The sequence below is a fragment of the Geminisphaera colitermitum TAV2 genome, from assembly GCF_000171235.2.
Classification (GTDB): domain Bacteria; phylum Verrucomicrobiota; class Verrucomicrobiia; order Opitutales; family Opitutaceae; genus Geminisphaera; species Geminisphaera colitermitum.
In genome coordinates, this window is record NZ_ABEA03000195.1 from 71691 (window position 1) to 90750 (window position 19060).

At 57.9% G+C, this 19060-nt stretch carries 16 protein-coding genes; 10 read left to right on the top strand and 6 right to left on the bottom strand.

From position 1 onward, the window contains the following. Positions 1-279: 279 nt before the first annotated feature. The 7 genes from OBACDRAFT_RS22710 (at position 280) to OBACDRAFT_RS22740 (ending at position 8061) form a co-directional block, all read left to right on the top strand. Positions 280-1608, top strand: a complete 1329-nt coding sequence (locus OBACDRAFT_RS22710; protein ID WP_157837259.1) for a glycoside hydrolase family 32 protein — start codon at positions 280-282, stop codon at positions 1606-1608. Positions 1609-1611: 3 nt separating this feature from the next. Continuing rightward, on the top strand, positions 1612-2079 hold the full coding sequence (locus OBACDRAFT_RS22715) for a NanQ anomerase/TabA/YiaL family protein (RefSeq protein WP_043589229.1): 468 nt from the start codon (positions 1612-1614) through the stop codon (positions 2077-2079). An 89-nt stretch (positions 2080-2168) separates the two neighbouring features. After that, positions 2169-3020, top strand: a complete 852-nt coding sequence (locus OBACDRAFT_RS22720) for a D-2-hydroxyacid dehydrogenase (protein ID WP_157837260.1) — start codon at positions 2169-2171, stop codon at positions 3018-3020. Between the two features lie 233 nt (positions 3021-3253). Beyond that, positions 3254-4378: a mandelate racemase/muconate lactonizing enzyme family protein gene (locus OBACDRAFT_RS22725; RefSeq protein WP_043589231.1), complete on the top strand. Its 1125-nt coding sequence runs from the start codon at positions 3254-3256 to the stop codon at positions 4376-4378. A gap of 53 nt (positions 4379-4431) precedes the next feature. Next, positions 4432-5976 carry an FAD-dependent oxidoreductase gene (locus OBACDRAFT_RS22730; RefSeq protein ID WP_052362400.1) on the top strand — a complete coding sequence of 515 codons (1545 nt, stop codon included), beginning with the start codon at positions 4432-4434 and terminating at the stop codon, positions 5974-5976. Positions 5977-6023: 47 nt separating this feature from the next. Then, the gene (locus OBACDRAFT_RS22735) at positions 6024-6779 is read left to right on the top strand and encodes a GDSL-type esterase/lipase family protein (RefSeq protein WP_232767600.1); all 756 of its coding nucleotides are present in this window, start codon (positions 6024-6026) and stop codon (positions 6777-6779) included. A gap of 178 nt (positions 6780-6957) precedes the next feature. Continuing rightward, positions 6958-8061, top strand: a complete 1104-nt coding sequence (locus OBACDRAFT_RS22740) for a sialidase family protein (protein ID WP_052362405.1) — start codon at positions 6958-6960, stop codon at positions 8059-8061. A 70-nt stretch (positions 8062-8131) separates the two neighbouring features. Here OBACDRAFT_RS22740 and OBACDRAFT_RS22745 read toward each other — a convergent pair whose 3' ends face one another. After that, positions 8132-8548, bottom strand: coding sequence for a PIN domain-containing protein (locus OBACDRAFT_RS22745; RefSeq protein ID WP_157837261.1), 417 nt, complete (start codon positions 8546-8548; stop codon positions 8132-8134). Positions 8549-8550: 2 nt separating this feature from the next. Continuing rightward, positions 8551-8802 (bottom strand): hypothetical protein, encoded by a 252-nt coding sequence (locus OBACDRAFT_RS28740; protein ID WP_125068641.1) that lies wholly within the window; start codon positions 8800-8802, stop codon positions 8551-8553. Between the two features lie 80 nt (positions 8803-8882). Between OBACDRAFT_RS28740 and OBACDRAFT_RS22750 the strand changes: the two genes are divergently transcribed. The 3 genes from OBACDRAFT_RS22750 to OBACDRAFT_RS22760 all read left to right on the top strand — a co-directional run bounded on the left by OBACDRAFT_RS22750 (position 8883) and on the right by OBACDRAFT_RS22760 (position 14814). Continuing rightward, positions 8883-11000, top strand: a complete 2118-nt coding sequence (locus OBACDRAFT_RS22750) for an FAD-dependent oxidoreductase (RefSeq protein ID WP_043589237.1) — start codon at positions 8883-8885, stop codon at positions 10998-11000. A 192-nt stretch (positions 11001-11192) separates the two neighbouring features. Then, complete coding sequence (locus OBACDRAFT_RS22755; protein WP_043589238.1) at positions 11193-13286, top strand: sialate O-acetylesterase family protein; 2094 nt, start codon at positions 11193-11195, stop codon at positions 13284-13286. Positions 13287-13383: 97 nt separating this feature from the next. After that, positions 13384-14814: an MFS transporter gene (locus tag OBACDRAFT_RS22760; protein WP_043589239.1), complete on the top strand. Its 1431-nt coding sequence runs from the start codon at positions 13384-13386 to the stop codon at positions 14812-14814. Positions 14815-14925: 111 nt separating this feature from the next. Here OBACDRAFT_RS22760 and der read toward each other — a convergent pair whose 3' ends face one another. From der to OBACDRAFT_RS22780, 4 genes are all read right to left on the bottom strand, one after another. Then, complete coding sequence (gene der / locus OBACDRAFT_RS22765; protein ID WP_043589240.1) at positions 14926-16506, bottom strand: ribosome biogenesis GTPase Der; 1581 nt, start codon at positions 16504-16506, stop codon at positions 14926-14928. 398 nt (positions 16507-16904) lie between these two features. Continuing rightward, positions 16905-17162, bottom strand: coding sequence for a hypothetical protein (locus OBACDRAFT_RS22770; RefSeq protein ID WP_043589242.1), 258 nt, complete (start codon positions 17160-17162; stop codon positions 16905-16907). A gap of 158 nt (positions 17163-17320) precedes the next feature. Further along, on the bottom strand, positions 17321-18508 hold the full coding sequence (locus OBACDRAFT_RS22775) for a pyridoxal phosphate-dependent aminotransferase (protein ID WP_043589244.1): 1188 nt from the start codon (positions 18506-18508) through the stop codon (positions 17321-17323). A gap of 29 nt (positions 18509-18537) precedes the next feature. Beyond that, positions 18538-19026, bottom strand: a complete 489-nt coding sequence (locus tag OBACDRAFT_RS22780) for an Lrp/AsnC family transcriptional regulator (RefSeq protein WP_043589246.1) — start codon at positions 19024-19026, stop codon at positions 18538-18540. Positions 19027-19060 lie beyond the last annotated feature (34 nt).

Below are 19060 nucleotides of genomic sequence, written 5' to 3' on the forward strand. Positions count from 1 at the left end.
CCTCTTTCCGCTAATGAAAATTTGGGATTAAAAATAAATGAGTTACAGAAACCTCCATTCGCAGAAAAAACATCCATCAATCGGACAGTCCTCCCCGATCTCTGTGCTCCCTCTGTGTCCTCCGTGTAATTTTTGAAGGTCCCTACAACCATGCCCTCACAACAAAATACAGAACACGTCTTGTTCCCTTTCGATAACCGGGCACTCCCGTTTTTTCATGGCGTGCGCCTGAAAATGATCCCGTTCGCATCTGCTGCCGATTCCAATGGCTTGCCAAACATGGTTGTTTCTCCGGGACCTGACGGGACTCCTGATTGCAAGGGCATTTTGTATTATGGAACCGTGCTGTCTGTTGGTGAAGAACTCTGGATGTGGTATCTTGGACAAGGCGAAGGAGCTGAACAACGACGCCACTTCCGGGTATGTTTTGCAAAGAGTCGGGACGGTCGCAAATGGGAGAAACCCGACCTCGGTCTCGTCGAATATGCAGGCTCGAAAAACAACAACCTGGTCGATCTCGGCGGTGGTGAATTTTGCGTAGTTGGCTGCGTTGTCTTTCATGACCCGGACGAAGCGGGCGCGGGGAAACGCTTCAAAATGTTTTTCGAAACACGCAAATACAAAGGTAAGTTCGCCGTGGCGTATTCTCCCGACGGGCTGCGCTGGACGGAGTCGCCAAACAATCCGCGCGGCCCCTTTTTCGAGCCCGCCGGTGGCATCAAGTGGAACGGAATTTATCACGTCAACGGACAGGCGCACGACACGCATTTTCCTGCCGGAGTGAGGAAATTTTTCACCCACCAATCCTACGATTTTGAAAACTGGACACAAGTCGGCTGCCTGGGATTCAGACGTGATGCCGTGCCGCCAAAACCATTGACCACGACCGGCCCAGTCGATGGAGAGCAGGTTCATTTGGGTGCAGGTCTCTGGCATCGTGGCAATGTGATCGTTGGTTTCTACGGACAGTGGCACGGGCATCCGTCGAATGACCGTCGTTGGGTGTCGATCGACCTCGGTTTGGTCATCAGCCACGATGCACTTCACTTTCACGAACCGGTTCCCGATTTCAGAATTGTTCAGGCAAGTGAAGCCGTCTCCTGGCTTCCTCCTGCGAACTTCCCTTTCGAACGCGCCTCGGCGCTCATGCAGGGACAGGGATTCGCAAACATCGGTGACGAAACTCTCTTTTGGTATTCTGTCTGGGGAATCCCCAATGCCGGCATCCGCTTGGCCCGATGGGGACGTGATCGCTTGGGATATTTTGAAGTAGGCGGTTTGGAGCCGTGGATGGACCCCAACCATTCGCCGCACATCATCTCGGAACCACTGATGCCGAAGGGAGATTCCGCCGCCATCAGCGTCAATGTTGACGGACTGGGAGAGTATTCGTCGCTCAAGGTTTCCATCCTCGATGAACAATTCCGACCACTGCCCGGTTTCACCGCGCAAGATTGCACGGGGCCTGCGCAATCAGGATTTCGGCAACGCGTTGTTTGGGGCGCGAAGGACCGCGTGCCGGTGCAGGGAGCCATTCGCATCCGTGTGGATTTCGCCGGAATCCGCCCGGAGGACATTCGTCTCTACGCGATTTACATGGAGAACTGAGCAATGATTCATGGAAATTTGGATACAATTTCGGACTTAAATTATTTCGGATTGGGCGGGCATTTTCAGGCCGCGTTTCGTTACCTGCACGATCTCCGCAAAAGCCGCGCGCATGTTTGCGGGAAAACATCAATCCTTGGCGACAAGGTTTGGGTTAACGGCATCTCGAAAAACGGCTGTCCCAAAGCCGGAGAAATGGAGTTCGAATACCACAAGCGTTATGCCGATGTGCATTGGTGCATGACAGGCGAAGAGACCATCGCGTGGAGTCCAAACGCAGACGGGATGACGCCATCAGGCGCATTTGAAACGAGCAAGGATTGCGGCATGTTGCGCGGGGCTGTTTCCAATGTCGTTCACCTCAAGGGCGACTGTTTTGTCATCCTGTTTCCCGGCGAACCTCACGCCCCGCTGATTGGCGAAGGGCTCATTACAAAAGTGTGCGTCAAAGTGGAGATGGACGCACAATGAACATTCTGATTTTTCGCGACATTTCAGCGACGGATCTTGCCGCCTTGTCCGCGGAATTTCCGCAATGCAATTTCCGGCAAACAATGGATATGAGTTTGCTGGAAAAAGATCCCGACTGGCCCGCCGTGATTTTTGGCAACGTGCCATCCGCCCTCTTGCCTCGATGCAGCAATCTACGATGGCTCCAGATTGTTTCGTCGGGTTTTGACGAATACCTTCCGCCTCCTGCCCCGCATGTCATCATGACCACGGCTCGTGACATCCGCGCACCCATCATTGCGGAACAAGTTGTCATGACGATCCTGGCCTTTGCGCGCCAGTTGCCTCACTTCCTGCAATGCCAGCGCGAAAAAAAATGGGACCGGCGTCCGAGCATTCCGCAGATCATCCAAAAGCAAACGGTAGGAATTCTCGGCTATGGAAGCGTGGGCAAGGAAGTGGCGCGACTGCTCAAACCTTTTGGCGTCCGCTTGATTGCAACCAAGCGCAGCGTCCCCCCCCCCCCCCCCCCCCCCGAGTTGGATGCGCTCCTGCCTTTGGCGCAGTTGGATGAACTTCTCGCCACAAGCGACCACCTGGTCGTTGCGCTGCCGCTCACGGATCAGACACGGCGCATTTTGGACAAAAACCGAATCGCCATGCTCAAGCGTGGAGCTGTCGTTCACAACATCGCGCGGGGCGGATTGCTCGACGAAGACGCGCTGATCGAGCGCTTGCGCGATGGCAGTCTGGGCGGCGCGGCGCTGGATGTTTTCGAGCGGGAACCCTTGCCTGCGGACAGTCCCTTTTGGGAATTGCCCAACGTTCTCGTTACGCCCCATCTGGCCGGGCATCACGCGGAAGTCGGAGCACTTTTGTTCCAGCAATTCAAACTCAACCTCGCCCGCTTTCTTGATGGCAAAGCGCTGGAGTGCGTCGCCGATTTTTCCAGAGGTTATTAAGGGAGCTTCTGAAAATTGAAAAATTACACAGAGGACACAGAGCAGGCACAGAGATTGGGGAGGACAAAACGACTCCGCACCTTTTCCCGTTAATAAAGTTTTTCTATTTAAAATAAATGACTTACAGAAAAATCACCTTGCAGAAAAAACATCCGATAATCGGACAGACCTCCCCAAGCTCTGTGCCCGCTCTGTGTCCTCTGTGTAATTCTTAGAAGCTCCCTTAAGTCCCCATGAAAATCACCGGACTCACAACCCGTCTGCTGAAAATCGATGCAAGCCCTCGTTATCGGAATGGCATTGTCCCCACCGGACGCCCGCCGCATTGGTTTTTCCCGCTGGTGATTTTGCACACGGACGAAGGTGTGGACGGCCACTCGATGGCGTATGGACCGCATGGTGACGGACACGCGCTGGCTGCGATTTTGCACGAGAGTTTCTGGCCTCAACTGGAATTGGCCGACCCCGATCAGGTCGAGGCAATCTGGCAACGTCTCTTCCAACGCCAGCGTCATCTCTACAATCAATCAGACAGCCTTGTCGGCGTCATTGATGTCGCGCTCTGGGATCTGCGGGGGAAACGCTTGCAGTGCCCGATCTCAACCCTGCTCGGTCAATACACGGATCGCTTGCCGGCTTATCTCACCTCTCGCAGCGAGCACTTCAACGAGGAGGAAATCGCAGCGGAAGTTGCGGCTGCAAAAGCGTCAGGATTTTGTGGATACAAACTGCAACTGCGCGACGGACCAAAGCGCGACATCCCGCGTCTCAAGGCTGCGCGCCTCAGTGCCGGTGCGGATTTCCCGCTCATGCAGGACGCCAATTCCGCCTATTCCCTCCACGAAGCGCTCGCAGTGGGACATGCGCTCGACGCCTTAAATTATCATTGGTTCGAGGAACCGCTGCCCGAACAACAATTGGAGAATTACCGCCTTTTGTCTTCGCGTCTCAAGACGCCCATCGTTGCCGCCGAAACAGTGAGGCTGACGGACCTTCCCAATTTCATGACCAACCGCGCAATGACATTTGCCCGCGGAGATGTGTTGATCAAGGGAGGTGTTACCGGACTGAAAAAGGCGCTGTCAGCGTGCGAGTTGTTTGGTTTCAACTTGGAAATCCACACCGCCAACACGCCGCTTCTGGATGTTGCGAATCTTCATGTGGCATGCTCGGCCCGCAACACGAGTTGGATGGAAGTGCATCATCCTGTTTTCCGTTTCGGCCTGAAAGAACATCCTTTTGACAGTTCTGACGGCATCATTCGTCTTCCCCAAAAACCGGGTCTTGGCGTGGAGATCGATTGGGACTGGGTTGAAAATCACACCGGACAAATCCGTCACAGCGGAAACACCCCTTAGCCTCCCCCCCCCCCCCCGCACGCACGCACACAACCTGCAAAAAAATTTTCAAAATGGCCCATCCTCTCCAAGCTGACCTTCTCATTTACGGCGCCACACCCGGCGGAATTGCCTGTGCCGTCCGTGCCGCTCGCGAAGGAATGAGCGTCATGCTCGTCCACCATCATCAGCACATCGGCGGCATGATGAGCAACGGCCTCGGCGTGTTCGACACGCTCTACAATGGCCCGCGTTCGCCCTTGCACGACGAAATCCGCAAACGCATCACGCAACACTATCCACCCGACGCTCACGGCTACGAACCACACGTTGCCGAATCGGTTTTCGAGTCGATGATTGCTGCCGAAAAAAACATCACGCTCATCCGCGAACACCATCCGGTCGCAGTCACACGCAACGACAGAACAATCAAAACCCTCACCATTGCTCCGACACCTCGCGCAACCGGAAACACCTGCTCATCGTCCACGCAAATCCTGAAAGCCGCCGCCTTCGTCGATGCCTCCTACGAAGGCGACCTCGCCGCGCTTGCAGGTGCGACAATGACCGCCGGACGCGAAAGCCGCGCTCACTACAACGAACCCCACGCCGGACGTATCTACACACGCACTACAAAACACAACCTCCCCTCCCCCCCTCCCCCCCCCCCCGATTCCGTTCTTCCGACATTGGATGTTCGATGTTCGACGTTGGATGTTGGATGTTCGGCGAAGCCGCCCCTCCTTCGCCATTTCCCGCTGACGAGCGGCCCGCTGCTTGCCGGCAGCACGGGCGAAGGCGACCGCGCCATTCAAGCTTACAACTTCCGCGTCTGCCTCACCTGCGATCCAACCACCCGCCTTCCTGTTGAAAAACCCACACGCTACGAACGCGACATCTTCCTCGATCTGCGTGACCGCTGGCGCTTCACCAACCGACTCAGCAACCACAAAACAAGCTGGAACGCCCCGCTCCTCACCGGCGGCAATCACGACTACCCCGACGCCGACTGGCCCGCGCGCCATGTCATCACGCAACGCCACCGAGACCTCGCGCTCGGTCTCCTCTGGTTCCTGCAAAACGATCCCGAAGTCCCTGACGAAATCCGCGCCGAAGCACGCAACTGGGGACTGCCTCGCGACGAATTTTCCGACAACGCACACTTCCCTTGGGAAATGTATGTCCGCGAAGCCCGCCGTCTCATTGGCCGTTATGTATTCACCGAACACGACGCCCTCGAAGGACGCACGCACGACGATGCCATTGCCTTCACTGAATGGCCGCTCGATTCCCACGCCTGCACCACGTCCACCGTTCCCGGCAGCGACCACGAGGGCAAAATGATCCTCGCCGCCGAAACGCGTCCCGCGCAAATCCCCTACCGCTGCCTGCTCCCGCACGAGTTCGACAACCTCCTCGTCACCACCTGCCTTTCTGCGAGTCACGTTGGATGGGGAACCATCCGCCTCGAACCCGTCTGGATGCACGTCGGCGAAAGCGCCGCATTCGCGATTTCCCTCGCCCAAAAACTGAATCTCGCGCCAGCCAAGCTACCAACGTCGGCACTGCGCACAACGCTTGTGAAAAACCACATTTCGCTGAGTCCATCACGCTCCTGAAACAACATTCCGAAAACCGAATAGAAACCTAACAACGAATCCAAACCATGAAACGTTCCCGAATGATCTCAACCAACCTGCTCCCGCGCCTTGCGCTTGTTTTCACTCTCCTCCTCACCGGCTCCGTGGCGCTTTCCGCCCAAGCCTCCGGCGACTCCGCCAAGCCCAATCCCGCGCTTGTGCCCGCAACGCGCAACACATGGATATCGACTCACAACCGCCTTGCCTCCGCCGCCAGGCAGGAGGGTTGCGACATCATGTTCCTCGGCGACTCGATCACCTTTGGATGGAAAGATAATGGCAAATCGATCTGGGAGGAACGCTACGCCCCGCTCAAGGCCGTCAATTTCGGCCTCGGCGGCGACCGCACCGAGAACATCCTCTGGCGTCTGCAAAACGGTGCGCTCGGCGGCGGCATCAATCCGAAAGTCGTGGTGCTCATGATCGGCACCAACAACACCGGCCGCGACAGCGCGGAACAGATCGCCGAAGGCATTGCCGCCATCGTGCAAGAAATCGGCAAACGCGCGCCCAAAGCCAAGGTGTTGCTCCTCGATATTTTCCCGCGCAGCGAAAAACCGGACGACGTCCGCCGCGTAAAAATCGACGCGATCAACGCAATCATCGCAAAACTCGACGACGCTCAGCGGGTGTTTTTTCTGCCGATCGGGCAAAAATTCCTGCAACCCGACGGCACGCTCAACAGCAAGGCATTCAAGCCCGACAACCTGCACCTGAGTCCTGTTGGTTACAAAATCTGGGCCGACGCCATGGATGCCAAACTCAGCGAATTGCTAAAATAATGACACAGCCCGGCAGCTTCATCACCAGCCCTGCGGGCGCTTGGGAAACACCGTGCGACGACCTGCGCTCTCCGCTCTTCGCCGAGATGCCTTCCCGCAAAGCAACATGAGATCATATTATTTTCTATACGCTTGTTTTACCCTCTGCGCCGCACTGGCGGGACACGCCCAAAGCATCATGCCCAAGTCGGGCAACATGGGCGTGCCCACCTTGGATTTGTCCGCTGACACTGCGCGACAAGTGGTGGTCGCGCAGGGCACGGAAACGGAATATCAAGGGCAGCCGACCACGGTGCTGCTGCCGGACGGGAAAACTATTTATTGCATGTGGACCTACGAGCACGGCGGGAAATGCGGTCCCTTAAAACGGAGCGACGACGGAGGGCTGACGTGGAGCGAATTGCTGGATGTGCCGGCGTCTTGGCACGAGACGATCAATTGCCCGACGATTTACAGGCTCACGGCTCCTGACGCGCGTGCGCGTTTGATGGTGTTTGCGGGAAAGGGAGATCGCAAACGGTCGATTTCATTGTGGCGCTCCTATTCCGAGGATGATGGGAAAACATGGTCGGAGATGGAACCAATCGGGTTGAGCGGTGCGGTCATGCCCTTTTGCACGATAAAACCCATCGACGGCGGCAAGCGTCTGCTCGCATTGACCAATTTGCGGCGCGAGGGAAAAACGATTGAGAAGAGTTCGAATATTATCGCACAAAGCATCTCGGCTGACGGCGGCCTCACCTGGGGGGCTTGGAAAATAATACTGGATCTCCCGGAGCTGAACCCGTGCGAACCGAACTTGGTGCGTTCGCCGGATGGGAAACAGCTCCTCTGTCTCCTGCGCGAAAACGACAAAAACGCTTCTTTGTATATGACGAGCGACGACGAGGGCGGCACATGGTCGCAGGCGAAGGCGCTGCCGCCGGCCTTGCATGGGGGCCGGCACATGGCGAAATACGCGGCGGACGGGCGACTGCTTGTGTGTTTCCGCGACATGGGCGTGAAGAGTCCTTCCCGAAATCATTTCGTCGCCTGGGTGGGGACTTATGAAGACATTATCAATGAGCGCCCCGGCCAATATCGCATAAAATTACTCCACAACTACCGGGGGCGTGATTGTGGTTATCCGGGGCTGGAGTTGCTCCCCGACGAGACCTTTGTGGCCACCACGTATTTAAAATATCGCGAAGGCCCGGAGCGAAATTCCATTGTCAGCACGCGCTTCAAACTGTCCGGAACTGACGCCTTGGTTTCGGGAAAAAAATCCGGCGCGCGCCATTGATGCCAACCCAGCGAATCGCTCGCTCCAAACCATGCCTAACGCTCGAAACGCATCGTCCAGATTCCTCGGTTCACAAAATGCCGGCATTGCGTTGCTCCAGCAAAAACTCGCCGGGCGTGCCGATCTTCAATCCATAAACCTCTCGTCCCAACTTTGTGTGAAAATCCCCCGTATCCAACGTAAGCAACCAAACGGCCCGCGTTGCCAGCGCTGTGATGACAACCGGACGATCCTTTGCCTTCGGAAAAACAAGCGGTTTATCGAGGGAAACCGCATCCAGCACAAAACGCATTCGCGGTTCGATTTGTGTTTTCCAAGCGAGTGCCGAAGCGCGGCCAACCTTGGACAAATTTTTGCGTGTTTCGTCCGCACACCAAGTCGAACTCACCAACTCCCAACCCTGTGCCGCCGCTTCCCTGATGAGGAATCGCGAAGCGCCCCTTGCCGAACCTGCCGCCGCAAGCAGCACACTGGTGTCGAGGAACAACCTCATTTGGCAACTCTCTTGCCCGCTGCTTTGAATGCCTCCATCTCGGCCTCGTCGCGGGCGATCCATGCCCGGATTTTCGCCTTGGGAATATCACGGACCGGCAACGCAATCGCAGGCTGCAAAAACAATCCGCCATCACGTTCTTCCACCAACACCATCGGATTGGGCAGGGCATCAAGTCCCAGTTTTCGCCGCATATCGGGAGGCAATGTCAGCGTGCCACGCTTGGAAAGAGGAAGAGTCGTTGTCATGCGGCAATACTGCATTGCTGCATCCGAAACGCAAGCGTCCTTCCCCAATCCACCAAGCTACCAGTCTCCACTTTTCTACAATGATTGATTCAAACTCACACTATGACCTCGTCGTTATCGGCGGCACACCTGGCGGCATCGCCTGTGCCGTCCGCGCTGCTCGCGAAGGATTGCGCGTCCTGCTCGTCAACCACACGCAACACCTCGGCGGCTTTATCACCAGTGGTGCGGGCGGTTGGGAAACACCATGCGATTACCTGCGATCCCCCCTCTACGCCGAGATGATTACGGGAGCCGCCGAATACTACCGCGACACCTACGGCGAAAACTCGCCGCAACACCGCGCCGCACTTCCCAATCCCGACAATCGCTTTCACATCGAGCGCCCCAAAGTCGAACCCCGCGTCGCCGAAATGCTCTTCGAGCAAATGGTCGCCCGCGAAAAAACGCTCACCGTCCTCAAAGGCTATTACGTCGCCTCCGCCGAACGTGACGGAGCAAAACTCACCGCCGTATCGTTAAAAGAACTACATCCGGAAAGTGGCGCGGGCGTCCCGCCCGCAAGCTCCTCCGAAGCGGGCGAGACGCCCGCGCCACCACACACACTCCGCATCACTGCACGCACCTTTGCCGACGGCACCTACGAAGGCGACCTCGCCGCCGCCGCGGGTGTGCCCTGTCAGATCGGACGCGAACCACGCTCCCGCTACAACGAGCCCCACGCCGGCGTCATCTACTCCACCGAACGCCCGCACACACCCGACCAATCCCGCTTCCCGCAGGACGCCGTTGCCGGACGCCTCAACATCCGCAGCTTCCCCCACGCCACCGGCCCCCTCCGCCATCCCGACAGCACCGGCGAAGGCGACTCCGCTGTCATGGCCTACAACTACCGGCTCATTCTCACCAAAAATCCGGCCAACCGCATCCCCATCCAAAAACCAAAAAACTACGATCCCGACGCGCACAAAAAAGCCAGCAACGGCAGCTACGTTCCCAGCCTGCCCAACGTCATTGCCGACCGCCCCAACGTCGTTCCCAACATTCCCAACGAAAAAATCGGCTGGAACGGCGGACGCCTCATCGGTCCGCACAACGCATATCCCACCGCCGACTGGCCCGAACGCGAACGCATCTCGCGCCACTACCTCGACACCATGTTGAGCCTCCTTTGGTTTTACCAAAACGACCCCGCCGCCCGCGAATGTGACCGCGACTACTGGAAAGACTACGGCCTCGCCGCCGACGAGTTCATCGATAACCAAAACGTCCCCTACGAAATCTACGTCCGCGAAGCCCGCCGCCTCATTGGTCGTTACATCTTCACCGAACACGACGCCCTCCCTGTCCCCGCCTTCGCCCGCATCCACGCTGGCGCGCGCACGCCCATTCACCCTGACAGCGTTGCCACCACCGACTGGCCCATCGACTCCGTCGCCTGCATCGAACGCAGTTCCGGTCCCGGTGCGCATCCCGACGGCATCTTTTTCCTCGCCGAAGAATCGCGCCCTGCGCAAGTCCCCTACCGCACGCTCCTGCCCCAAGGTCTGGACAACCTCCTCGTTCCCGTCGCCCTCTCCGCCTCGCATGTAGGTTGGGGACCCATACGCCTCGAACCCGTCTGGATGCAAACCGGTGAAGCCGCCGGACTCGCCGCCGTGCTCGCGCAAAAACACGACACCACACCCACCGCACTCAATCCCGATCAACTCCTGCGCGGACTCGTCGAGCGACACACGATGATCTCCTTTTTCAACGACGTTGATCCCGTCTCAGCCGAACCGTGGATTCCTGCCGTGCAATACCTCGGCACCAAAGGATTTTTTGCGACCTACGATGCGTATCCGCACGAACCGCTCACATCTGCCACGGCAGACTGCTGGGCCAAGGCATTCGCCGCACTCCTCACTTGCGACACACCCGACGATGCCTCCCTCGCCGCATCCGCCGCCCACTCCCTGCCAGCCAACGAACCCACAAAACCGTCCGCCACCGCCACCGCCATCGTTGCCAGCACCCTTGGCGAATTTGCATCAAAACTGCGAACGGCCCTGAGTAATAACAATCTGGATACAGAACCACTCGAAGCGGCCAGGCGCGCACTCGGTCTGCGTTGTGAAGAACCGCTTCCGCGCTCCGCCGCCTGCCAGCTCATTTACGAAACACTCGGCGCGATCAAAACCCGAAAGCACACCTGATCCTCCCTCCTCTCTCCCCCCCCCCCCCCCGTAGCCGATGCCTTAACGGTAGGGAGGCCTCTCCGAGGCCTCCGAAACCACGCTCCAACTACCTATGATTTTCGCATCATCACACCACGCTCGCGGAGGCCTCGGAGAGGCCTCCCTACCAGCCAAGCACTGGCTATAGATTTTTAAAAATCCATCATTCGCATGTTTTTTCCACGCCTGATCCTCGCCCTGTTGCTCACTGCGACCGCGCTCACGCCTTGCCTCGTAAGCGCGAATGTTACGCTGCCCTCGGTTTTTTCCGAGCACATGGTTTTGCAACGCTCCAAACAAACCCCCGTGTGGGGACGCGCCACGCCTGGGGAAAAAATCACCGTCACACTGACAGACACAACTGGCGCTCGTATCGAATCCACAACTACGGCTACTCCAAACGGATACTGGCGGGTGAACCTTGACCTCTCCGACACCACGCGCATTCCCACCAATACCACCTGCCAACTGCTCATCAAAGCCGACAACACCCTCGTCATTCCCGACGTTCTGCTTGGCGAAGTCTGGCTGGCCTCCGGTCAATCCAACATGGAATGGCTGCTGAAAAACACCACGAATGCAGCCGAGGAAATTGCCCGTTCCGACAAGCCGGGCATCCGTTTTTTCACCGTCAAAGGAAACGCTTCGCTCACGCCCCGCGCTGATGCCGCAGGCAAGTGGAGTGTCGCGACACCCGACACGACGCCGGGGTTTTCCGCAGTCGCCTGGTATTTCGCGAGTCAACTTCAAGCAGGACTGGGAACACCCGTCGGCATTATCAACGCGAGCAGAGGCGGCACGCCCATTGAAGCATGGACCAGCCTCGATGCCCTGAAAACTGACCCAGAGATTGCAAAAATCACCTCCGCCGAAATTGAAACCGCCGCGAATTTTCCTGCCATCAAGTCCGCATGGCTCGCCGCCATGAAACCTTGGCTTGCTGCCAACCAGCGCGAAGACCGCCCCACCCCGCCAGATGTCCTTGCCAACTACGCCACACAACCCGTTTCCGCCGGGACCGACGGCTGGACCACGACAAGTCTGCCCGGGACACTCCCAAGCGAACGCATCCTATGGATTCGCCAGGAAATCAATATTCCCCCTGCTGACGCGGGAAAAACGCTTCCCATCGAAATCGGCGAGATTGTGGGCTTCGACACGGTTTATTTTGACGGCCTCCCCATCGGTGGCCGCGCGCTTGAAACCCATGAGGGCGACGGACGCACCCATCTCAACGTTCGCCGCCAGTATCGCGTTCCCGGCACGAACGCCACTGCTGGCAAGCACACACTTGCCATCCGCATTTACGCTCCACTTGCCGAAGCCGGGATCAATGCCGTGAGCGACTTCACTATCGGAAACCAGAAACTGCACGGCACCTGGTTGCTGAAAACCGAACACCCCTTCGCGCCCCTTTCTCCTGTCGCGCAAAGCACCTGCCCCGGCCCACTCAAAGCCCCCCGCCGTCCGGGAACCGTTCCCGGCTCGCTCCACAACGCCCTGATCGCCCCCCTTGTCCCCTATGGACTGCGCGGCTTCATCTGGTATCAAGGCGAACACAACGCCAGCGAACCTCTTCGCTACCGAGCCCTCTTTCCACTCCTCATCAACGACTGGCGTACCCAATGGGGCAATACAGACCTGTCCTTCTACTGGTGTCAGTTGCCCAACTTCCAAGGCAAGACAAGCAACCCCAATTCCCCCGTCGGTTGGGCCAGCCTTCGCGAGGCGCAAGCGCAAGCGCTGCGATTGCCTCGCACCGGTCAGGCCGTGCTCATTGACCTCGGCGAAGCAGCAAACATTCACCCATCCGACAAACGCGAAGTCGGCGCGCGTCTCGCAGCTCTCGCCCTTGCTCACGATTATGGGAAAAACGTCGCCGCCTCCGGTCCCGTTTATGATTCCATGCGCATCGAAGGCTCATCGATTCGTATCCAATTCAAAAATACAGACGGCATCAATGGCGGTCTCATTGCCCGTCCCGTGCCCGCCGAATATCTCCATGCAAGCGCTCCGCGGCGTGTCACCAAAGCGCTCAAACGCAACAGTCCCGGCAGCCAGCTCGAAGGCTTCGCACTCCGCGGCGACAACACCGAAAAATGGCAGTGGGCCGACGCCCGCATCGACGGCGACACTGTAGTTGTTTCCTCACTACGTGTTCCCCGTCCCAAGGACGTCCGTTATGCATGGTCGTCCAATCCCACCTGCAATCTCTACAACGCTGCCGGATTTCCCGCCGCCCCGTTTCGCACCGATACGGATTGAACCTCCCGCCTCCCGCCCTCTTTCCTACTGCTCCCTGTTCACTGCTCCCTGTTCACTGCTCTCCCCCCCCCCCCCCCCCTGCGCGCTCATTTTTCCTATGAAAAACCCATTCAAATCCAAAGTTCCCGAAGCCGACCGCGTGCCGATCGGTCAAAAAATCGCCTATGGACTCGGCGGACAACTCGAAGGCACCGCCGTCTGGATTCCCAAGGCCAATCTCACGCCCGTCTTCAACATCGGCCTTGGTCTCGATCCTGTATTCATCGGCATGATACTCATGATCTGGCGCATATGGGACGCCTTTACCGACCCGATCATGGGCAACATTTCCGACAACACCCGCACACGCTGGGGACGCCGTCGTCCCTACATCGTTATCGGGGCGCTTCTCACCGGACTCTTCATGCCCTTCATCTGGTGGATGCCTCATGGTCTGAGCCAGTGGCAGATGGCAACGTGGCTTGGTCTCGGCGGCATCGTTTTTTACTCCCTCTATACCCTATGGGCCATGCCCTACTATAGTCTCCAGTTGGAGATGACTCCCGACTACGATGAGCGCACCAATATCACCTCGTGGCGCGCCATCTCGCAAAAATTCATGTTGCTCACCAGCGGCTGGATTCTCGCTCTGGCCACGCTTCCCTTTTTCAGCACGCACGCGGACGGTTCGCCCGATCTCGTCAATGGTATGCGTTGGATCAGCATCGGCCTTGGCATCTTCACGATCATCTTCGGCATGTTGCCCGGCCTTTTCGTCAAGGAACGCTACTACGCAAAAGAGACCAGCAAACAACCCCGCCAACCCTTGATCGCAGGTTTGAAACAGACTTTTCGCACACCTCCTTTCCTGTGGCTGCTGGTCATCGTCATCTCCAAAAATCTGGGCGTAGGACTCGTCGCCGCGCTCGGATTTTACGTCAACGCCTACTACGTGTGTCGTGGCGATCTTGCACTGGCGGCAAAGATGCAGGGGCTCAAATCCACCGCTGTGTTTTTGCCCGGCATTTTGGCGATTCCTTTTTGCACCTGGCTCTCCTCGCGCTACGGCAAACGCTTCCTGCTCTACTTGACGGGTGGGGTCGCCATTACCGGATATCTGTCGATCTATATTTTTTACACGCCCGCCCATCCTTGGATGCAGGTGTTTTCCGGGCTGCTCATCGGCCCGCTTGCAACGGGTCTCTGGCTGGTGGCGCCATCCATGCAGGCGGACATCGTGGACTACGACGAACTCGCCACGGGCAAGCGACGCGAAGGCAGTTTTTCAGCGGTTTTCTCCTGGGTGTTCAAAGCCTCCACGGCAGCGACCACTGGGCTGAGCGGAGTCGTGCTCGTCTGGACAGGCTACAAGGCCGTTTACGGGAGCGCGCAACCTGCGGGAGTCGCTGAAAGCCTGCGCGATTTTTACATCTGGATTCCAGTGGGATTCATCGCGCTGAGCCTTTTCGCCGTCAGCCGTTACAAGCTCACCCGCGAGCGCATGATAGAAATCCGTGCCGAATTGGAAGCACGCCGCGGTGTCATCTGATGCCATTTTACGATCAAGAATATCTCACGCGGAGTCGCGGAGAACGCGGAGGAGAAAATAACAAAACTCCGCGCCTCCGCGTCTCCGCGTGAGATATTGCGCCACGACTGATCACCATTCTTCGGTTTCGCCGTCTGCGAAATCGTTGTCGAATGCTTCATCGGCTCCTGCATCGGCGTCTTCCTGAGCTTTCCACTTGGGAGTGACGGCTTCGCCGCTCGCTGCCTTGCCTCGATAAGGCGTGCCGGGTTCGTGCTTGGGTTTGCCAACGAGTTCGAAATACACGGGGCAACCACCCAAATCAAAGGCCTCGACAATGCCCGCCTCAAGGTAACGGCGGTAGGTTTCGGGGAGTTTTTCTTCGCGGTTGCAAAACAGTTTGATGCGGAAAGGACGCGTGCCGGTTTGCGTGCAGTAGTAGGCACGGAAACGGCGTCCAGCGATGGAGGGGGGGGGGGTGCGTTCGCAGAGATGCTGGATGATCTGGTTGAGTTTCGCCGTGGGGAGTTTGCGGTCGAGAACGCGGTGGATTTTCACGGCGGCGTTGAGCATCCGGTCCACTTCCAGGTTGCCGAGCGCGGAGACAAAAATCACCGGCGAGCCGGGCGTGAAGAAGAGACAGTCGAAGAGGGCTTTTTCGTATTTCTCGCGGTAGTCGCGTTCGTTTTTGTAGCCGGGGAGTCCGCCAAATTTCGCAAAGGATTCGTGAACGAGGTCCCATTTGTTGACGACAACGATGATGGGTTTGCGCTCTTTGACGGCTTCACCGGCGATGGCTTTGTCCTGCTGGGTGACGCCGTCGAGGGCGTCGAGAACGAGGAACACAACGTCGGCGCGCTGGATGGCATCGAGCGAGCGGAGGCGGGAAAAGTATTCGACGGGCGAGGCGAGTTTGGTCGCGGCTTTGATGCCGGCGGTGTCGATGAGGAGGAAGGGGTGTTCTTTGTGGTCGCGTCCGCGAAAGGTGAAAGGGAGTTCGACGGCGTCGCGTGTAGTGCCGGGGACATTACTGACGATGAGGCGGTCGCTTTGGAGGAGGCGGTTGCCGAGGGAGGATTTGCCGACGTTGGGGCGTCCGATGAAGCAGACACAGAGGGGATCGGCGGAGGTTTTGGCATTTTCGAATTTGGTGACCGGGTTGCCGTCCTCGTCGTAGGTGATGGTCGTGGTGTTTGCGTCGTCGGCGGGGGGGGGGGGGCCGAGGCGGTCGAGAATGGCGGTACGGAGTTCGGGTTCGCCGTTGCCGTGTTCGGCAGAGATGCGGACGGGGTCGCCGAGGCCGAGGCGGTAGGCTTCGGCGAGGTCAACTTTGTCGTCGTTGAAGTCGGCTTTGTTGACGACGAGGAGGACTTCTTTTTTCGACTTGCGGAGTTTTTGCGCGATGCGGGAGTCGAGCGCGGTGATGCCGTCGAGTCCGTCCACGACGAAGAGAATGAGGTCGGAGGTGTCGATGGCGAAGTCCACTTGGCGCTCGGAGGCGGCAGTGAGTTCGGCAGTGGTTTCGCCGCCTTTGAGTCCGAGTCCGCCGGTGTCGAGGAGGGTGTAGGCTCCGCTGGCAATTTGCGTCGATATGACGTCGCGCGTCACACCGGGTTGGTCGTGCACAATGGAGATGCGGCGTCGGGCAAGCCGATTGAAGAGGCGGCTTTTGCCGACATTGGGTCGTCCGACGATGGCAACGGTGCGAGACATAGTGTGGGGAGAGTAGCGAGTAGTGAGTAGCGGGTAGCGAGTAGATTTGTGGGAGCTCCTAAGAATTACACAGAGGACACAGAGAAGGCACAGAGTTTGAGGAGGTCTGTCCGATTGACAGATGTTTTTTCTGCAAAGGGATGTTTTTGTATGTCATTTATTCTAAATAACAAAAATTTGTTAACGGGAAAAGGTGCGGAGTCGTTTTGTCCTCCCATATCTCTGTGTTTTCTCTGTGTCCTCTGTGTAATTCTTCAATTTTTAGGACCTCCCTTGTGGGAAGCAGTGAACAGGGAGCAGTGAACAGTGAACAGTAGGAAAAGGGCGGGAGGCGGGAGGTGGGAGCGAGCGAAGCGTGTTGGTGACTTCTCTACTCGCTACTCACTACCCGCTACTCGCTACTTTTTCGCCGCCAGAAGTTGGTCGAGGGCGGCTTGGTCGAGTTCGCCTTGGACGGTGTTGAGATGAGAGAGGACTTTGAGACGGTCCTCGGGTCCACAGGTGGAGATTTCGATCATCCAGTCTTCGGTTTTGTCGGCGGCGACGATGACTTCGTCGGCCCAGGCAATGACGGTGGAGGCTTCAATGAAACCTTCAGTGATGCCACGTGCATAATACGCGGCCATGGTGCGGTGGTTAGGTGTTGGTTGGCTCATGGGAAAACGGGTGTGTGTAAGATTGATGGTAGGGAGGCCTCTCCGAGGCCTCCGTCGTGCGTTGTTTTGCGTGGTTGAGTGAATGCGAAATCTGACTGTATGCGTGTGCGTGATGCGGAGGCCTCGGAGAGGCCTCCCTACCGTGAGGATAATGCGGGTTATGTTTTTTTGATGCCGTTAACGTAGCGTTCAATGCGGTCGCAGGCGTCGATGAGTTGCTCGTAGCTGGTGGCAAAACAGGCTCGGACGTGGCCGGTGCCGTTTTGACCAAAAGCGGTGCCGGGGATGACGGCGACGCGTTCTTTTTCGAGCAGGCCGACGGCAAATTCCTTTTCGGTGAGGCCGGTGCCGGAGACGTGCGGGAAGGCGTAAAAGGAGCCGCGTGGCGAGTGACAGGTGAGGCCGATTTCGTTGAAGCGACGCACGACGAGGTCGCGGCGGCGGTGGTATTGGTCGCGCATACGACACACGTTGTCCCAGCCGCGTTGCAAGGCTTCGAGCGCGCCTTCTTGCGCGATGATCGAAGCGCACATCATGGCGTATTGGTGGACCTTCATCATGGCGTCGATGAGCGGAGCGGGACCGCAGGCGTAGCCGATGCGCCAGCCGGTCATGGCAAAGGCTTTGGAGAAACCGTGCAGGAAGATGGTGCGATCCGCCATGCCGGGGAGGCTTGCAATGCTGGTGTGGATACCGTCGAAGGTGAGTTCGGAATAGATTTCGTCGCTGAGGACGAGGAGGTCTTTTTCGCGGGCAAAGGCGGCGATGGCTTCGAGTTGAGCGCGGTCGCAGGTGCCGCCCGTGGGGTTGCACGGGAGGTTGAGCATGAGGATTTTTGCGCCGGGTTGCCAGGCGGCGCGAAGTGCCTCGGCGGTGAGCGCAAAGTTGTCCTTCGCATAGGTGGGCACGCCGATGGCCTGACCGTGAACGAGGGCAATGCTCGGATGATAGGATACGTAACAGGGTTGGTGATACATCACCTTGTCGCCGGGGTTGCAGAAGGCGCGGAAGGCGAGGTCGAGGGCTTCACTGACGCCAACGGTGACGAGCACTTGGTCATCGGGACGGTAGTCGATGCCGAAGTGTTCGGTGACGTAGGTCGAGATGGCGCGGCGCAACTCGATCATGCCGAGGTTGGAGGTGTAGTAGGTTTTGCCGCGTTCGAGAGCGTAGATGGCGGCTTCGCGGACGTGCCAGGGGGTGACGAAATCGGGTTCGCCCACGCCGAGGGAAATCACGTCCTGGCCTTTCATTTTGGCGACGAGTTCAAAGAAATCGCGGATGCCGCTTTTGGGCAACGAGGCGACATGCCCCGCCACCCAGCGTTTCGGGTCGGTGCTGCTCATGGTATTCCTTATATGGGTACGACCGGGGGTTAAGGTGAGACGTTGAGCCGGAACGAGGTGCCGTCCTCAGAGTCGAGAACGAAGCCTTGTTCCTTGTAACAACGGAGCATGAAGTGAGTGGCGGTCGAGAGGACGCCTTCGACGGTGCTCAGTTTTTCGGATACAAAGGAAGCGACTTTCTGGAGCGAGCCCCCTTTGACGAAGACGAGCAGGTCGTAACCGCCGGACATGAGATAGCAGGATTCGACTTCGTCGAATTTCGCAATGCGCTGCGCGAAACGGTTAAAACCGCCTCCGCGTTCTGGAGTAACCTTGACCTCGATGACAGCGCGCACGGCGGCAGCGGCTGCGGCCTCGCGCGAGAGATCGAGCACCGGACGCCAGCCGAGGAAGATTTTATCTTTCTTCAACTGTTCCAGGTGCTGTTCCACTTCAACGACTGAAAGTCCCGCCACTTGCGCCATTTGCGCAGTGGTGAGGCTTCCGCCTTCGAGTAACAGCTTCAGAACAGGGTTCATAGGGGGCGGACATTCGCAGAACTCTGGCACGGAT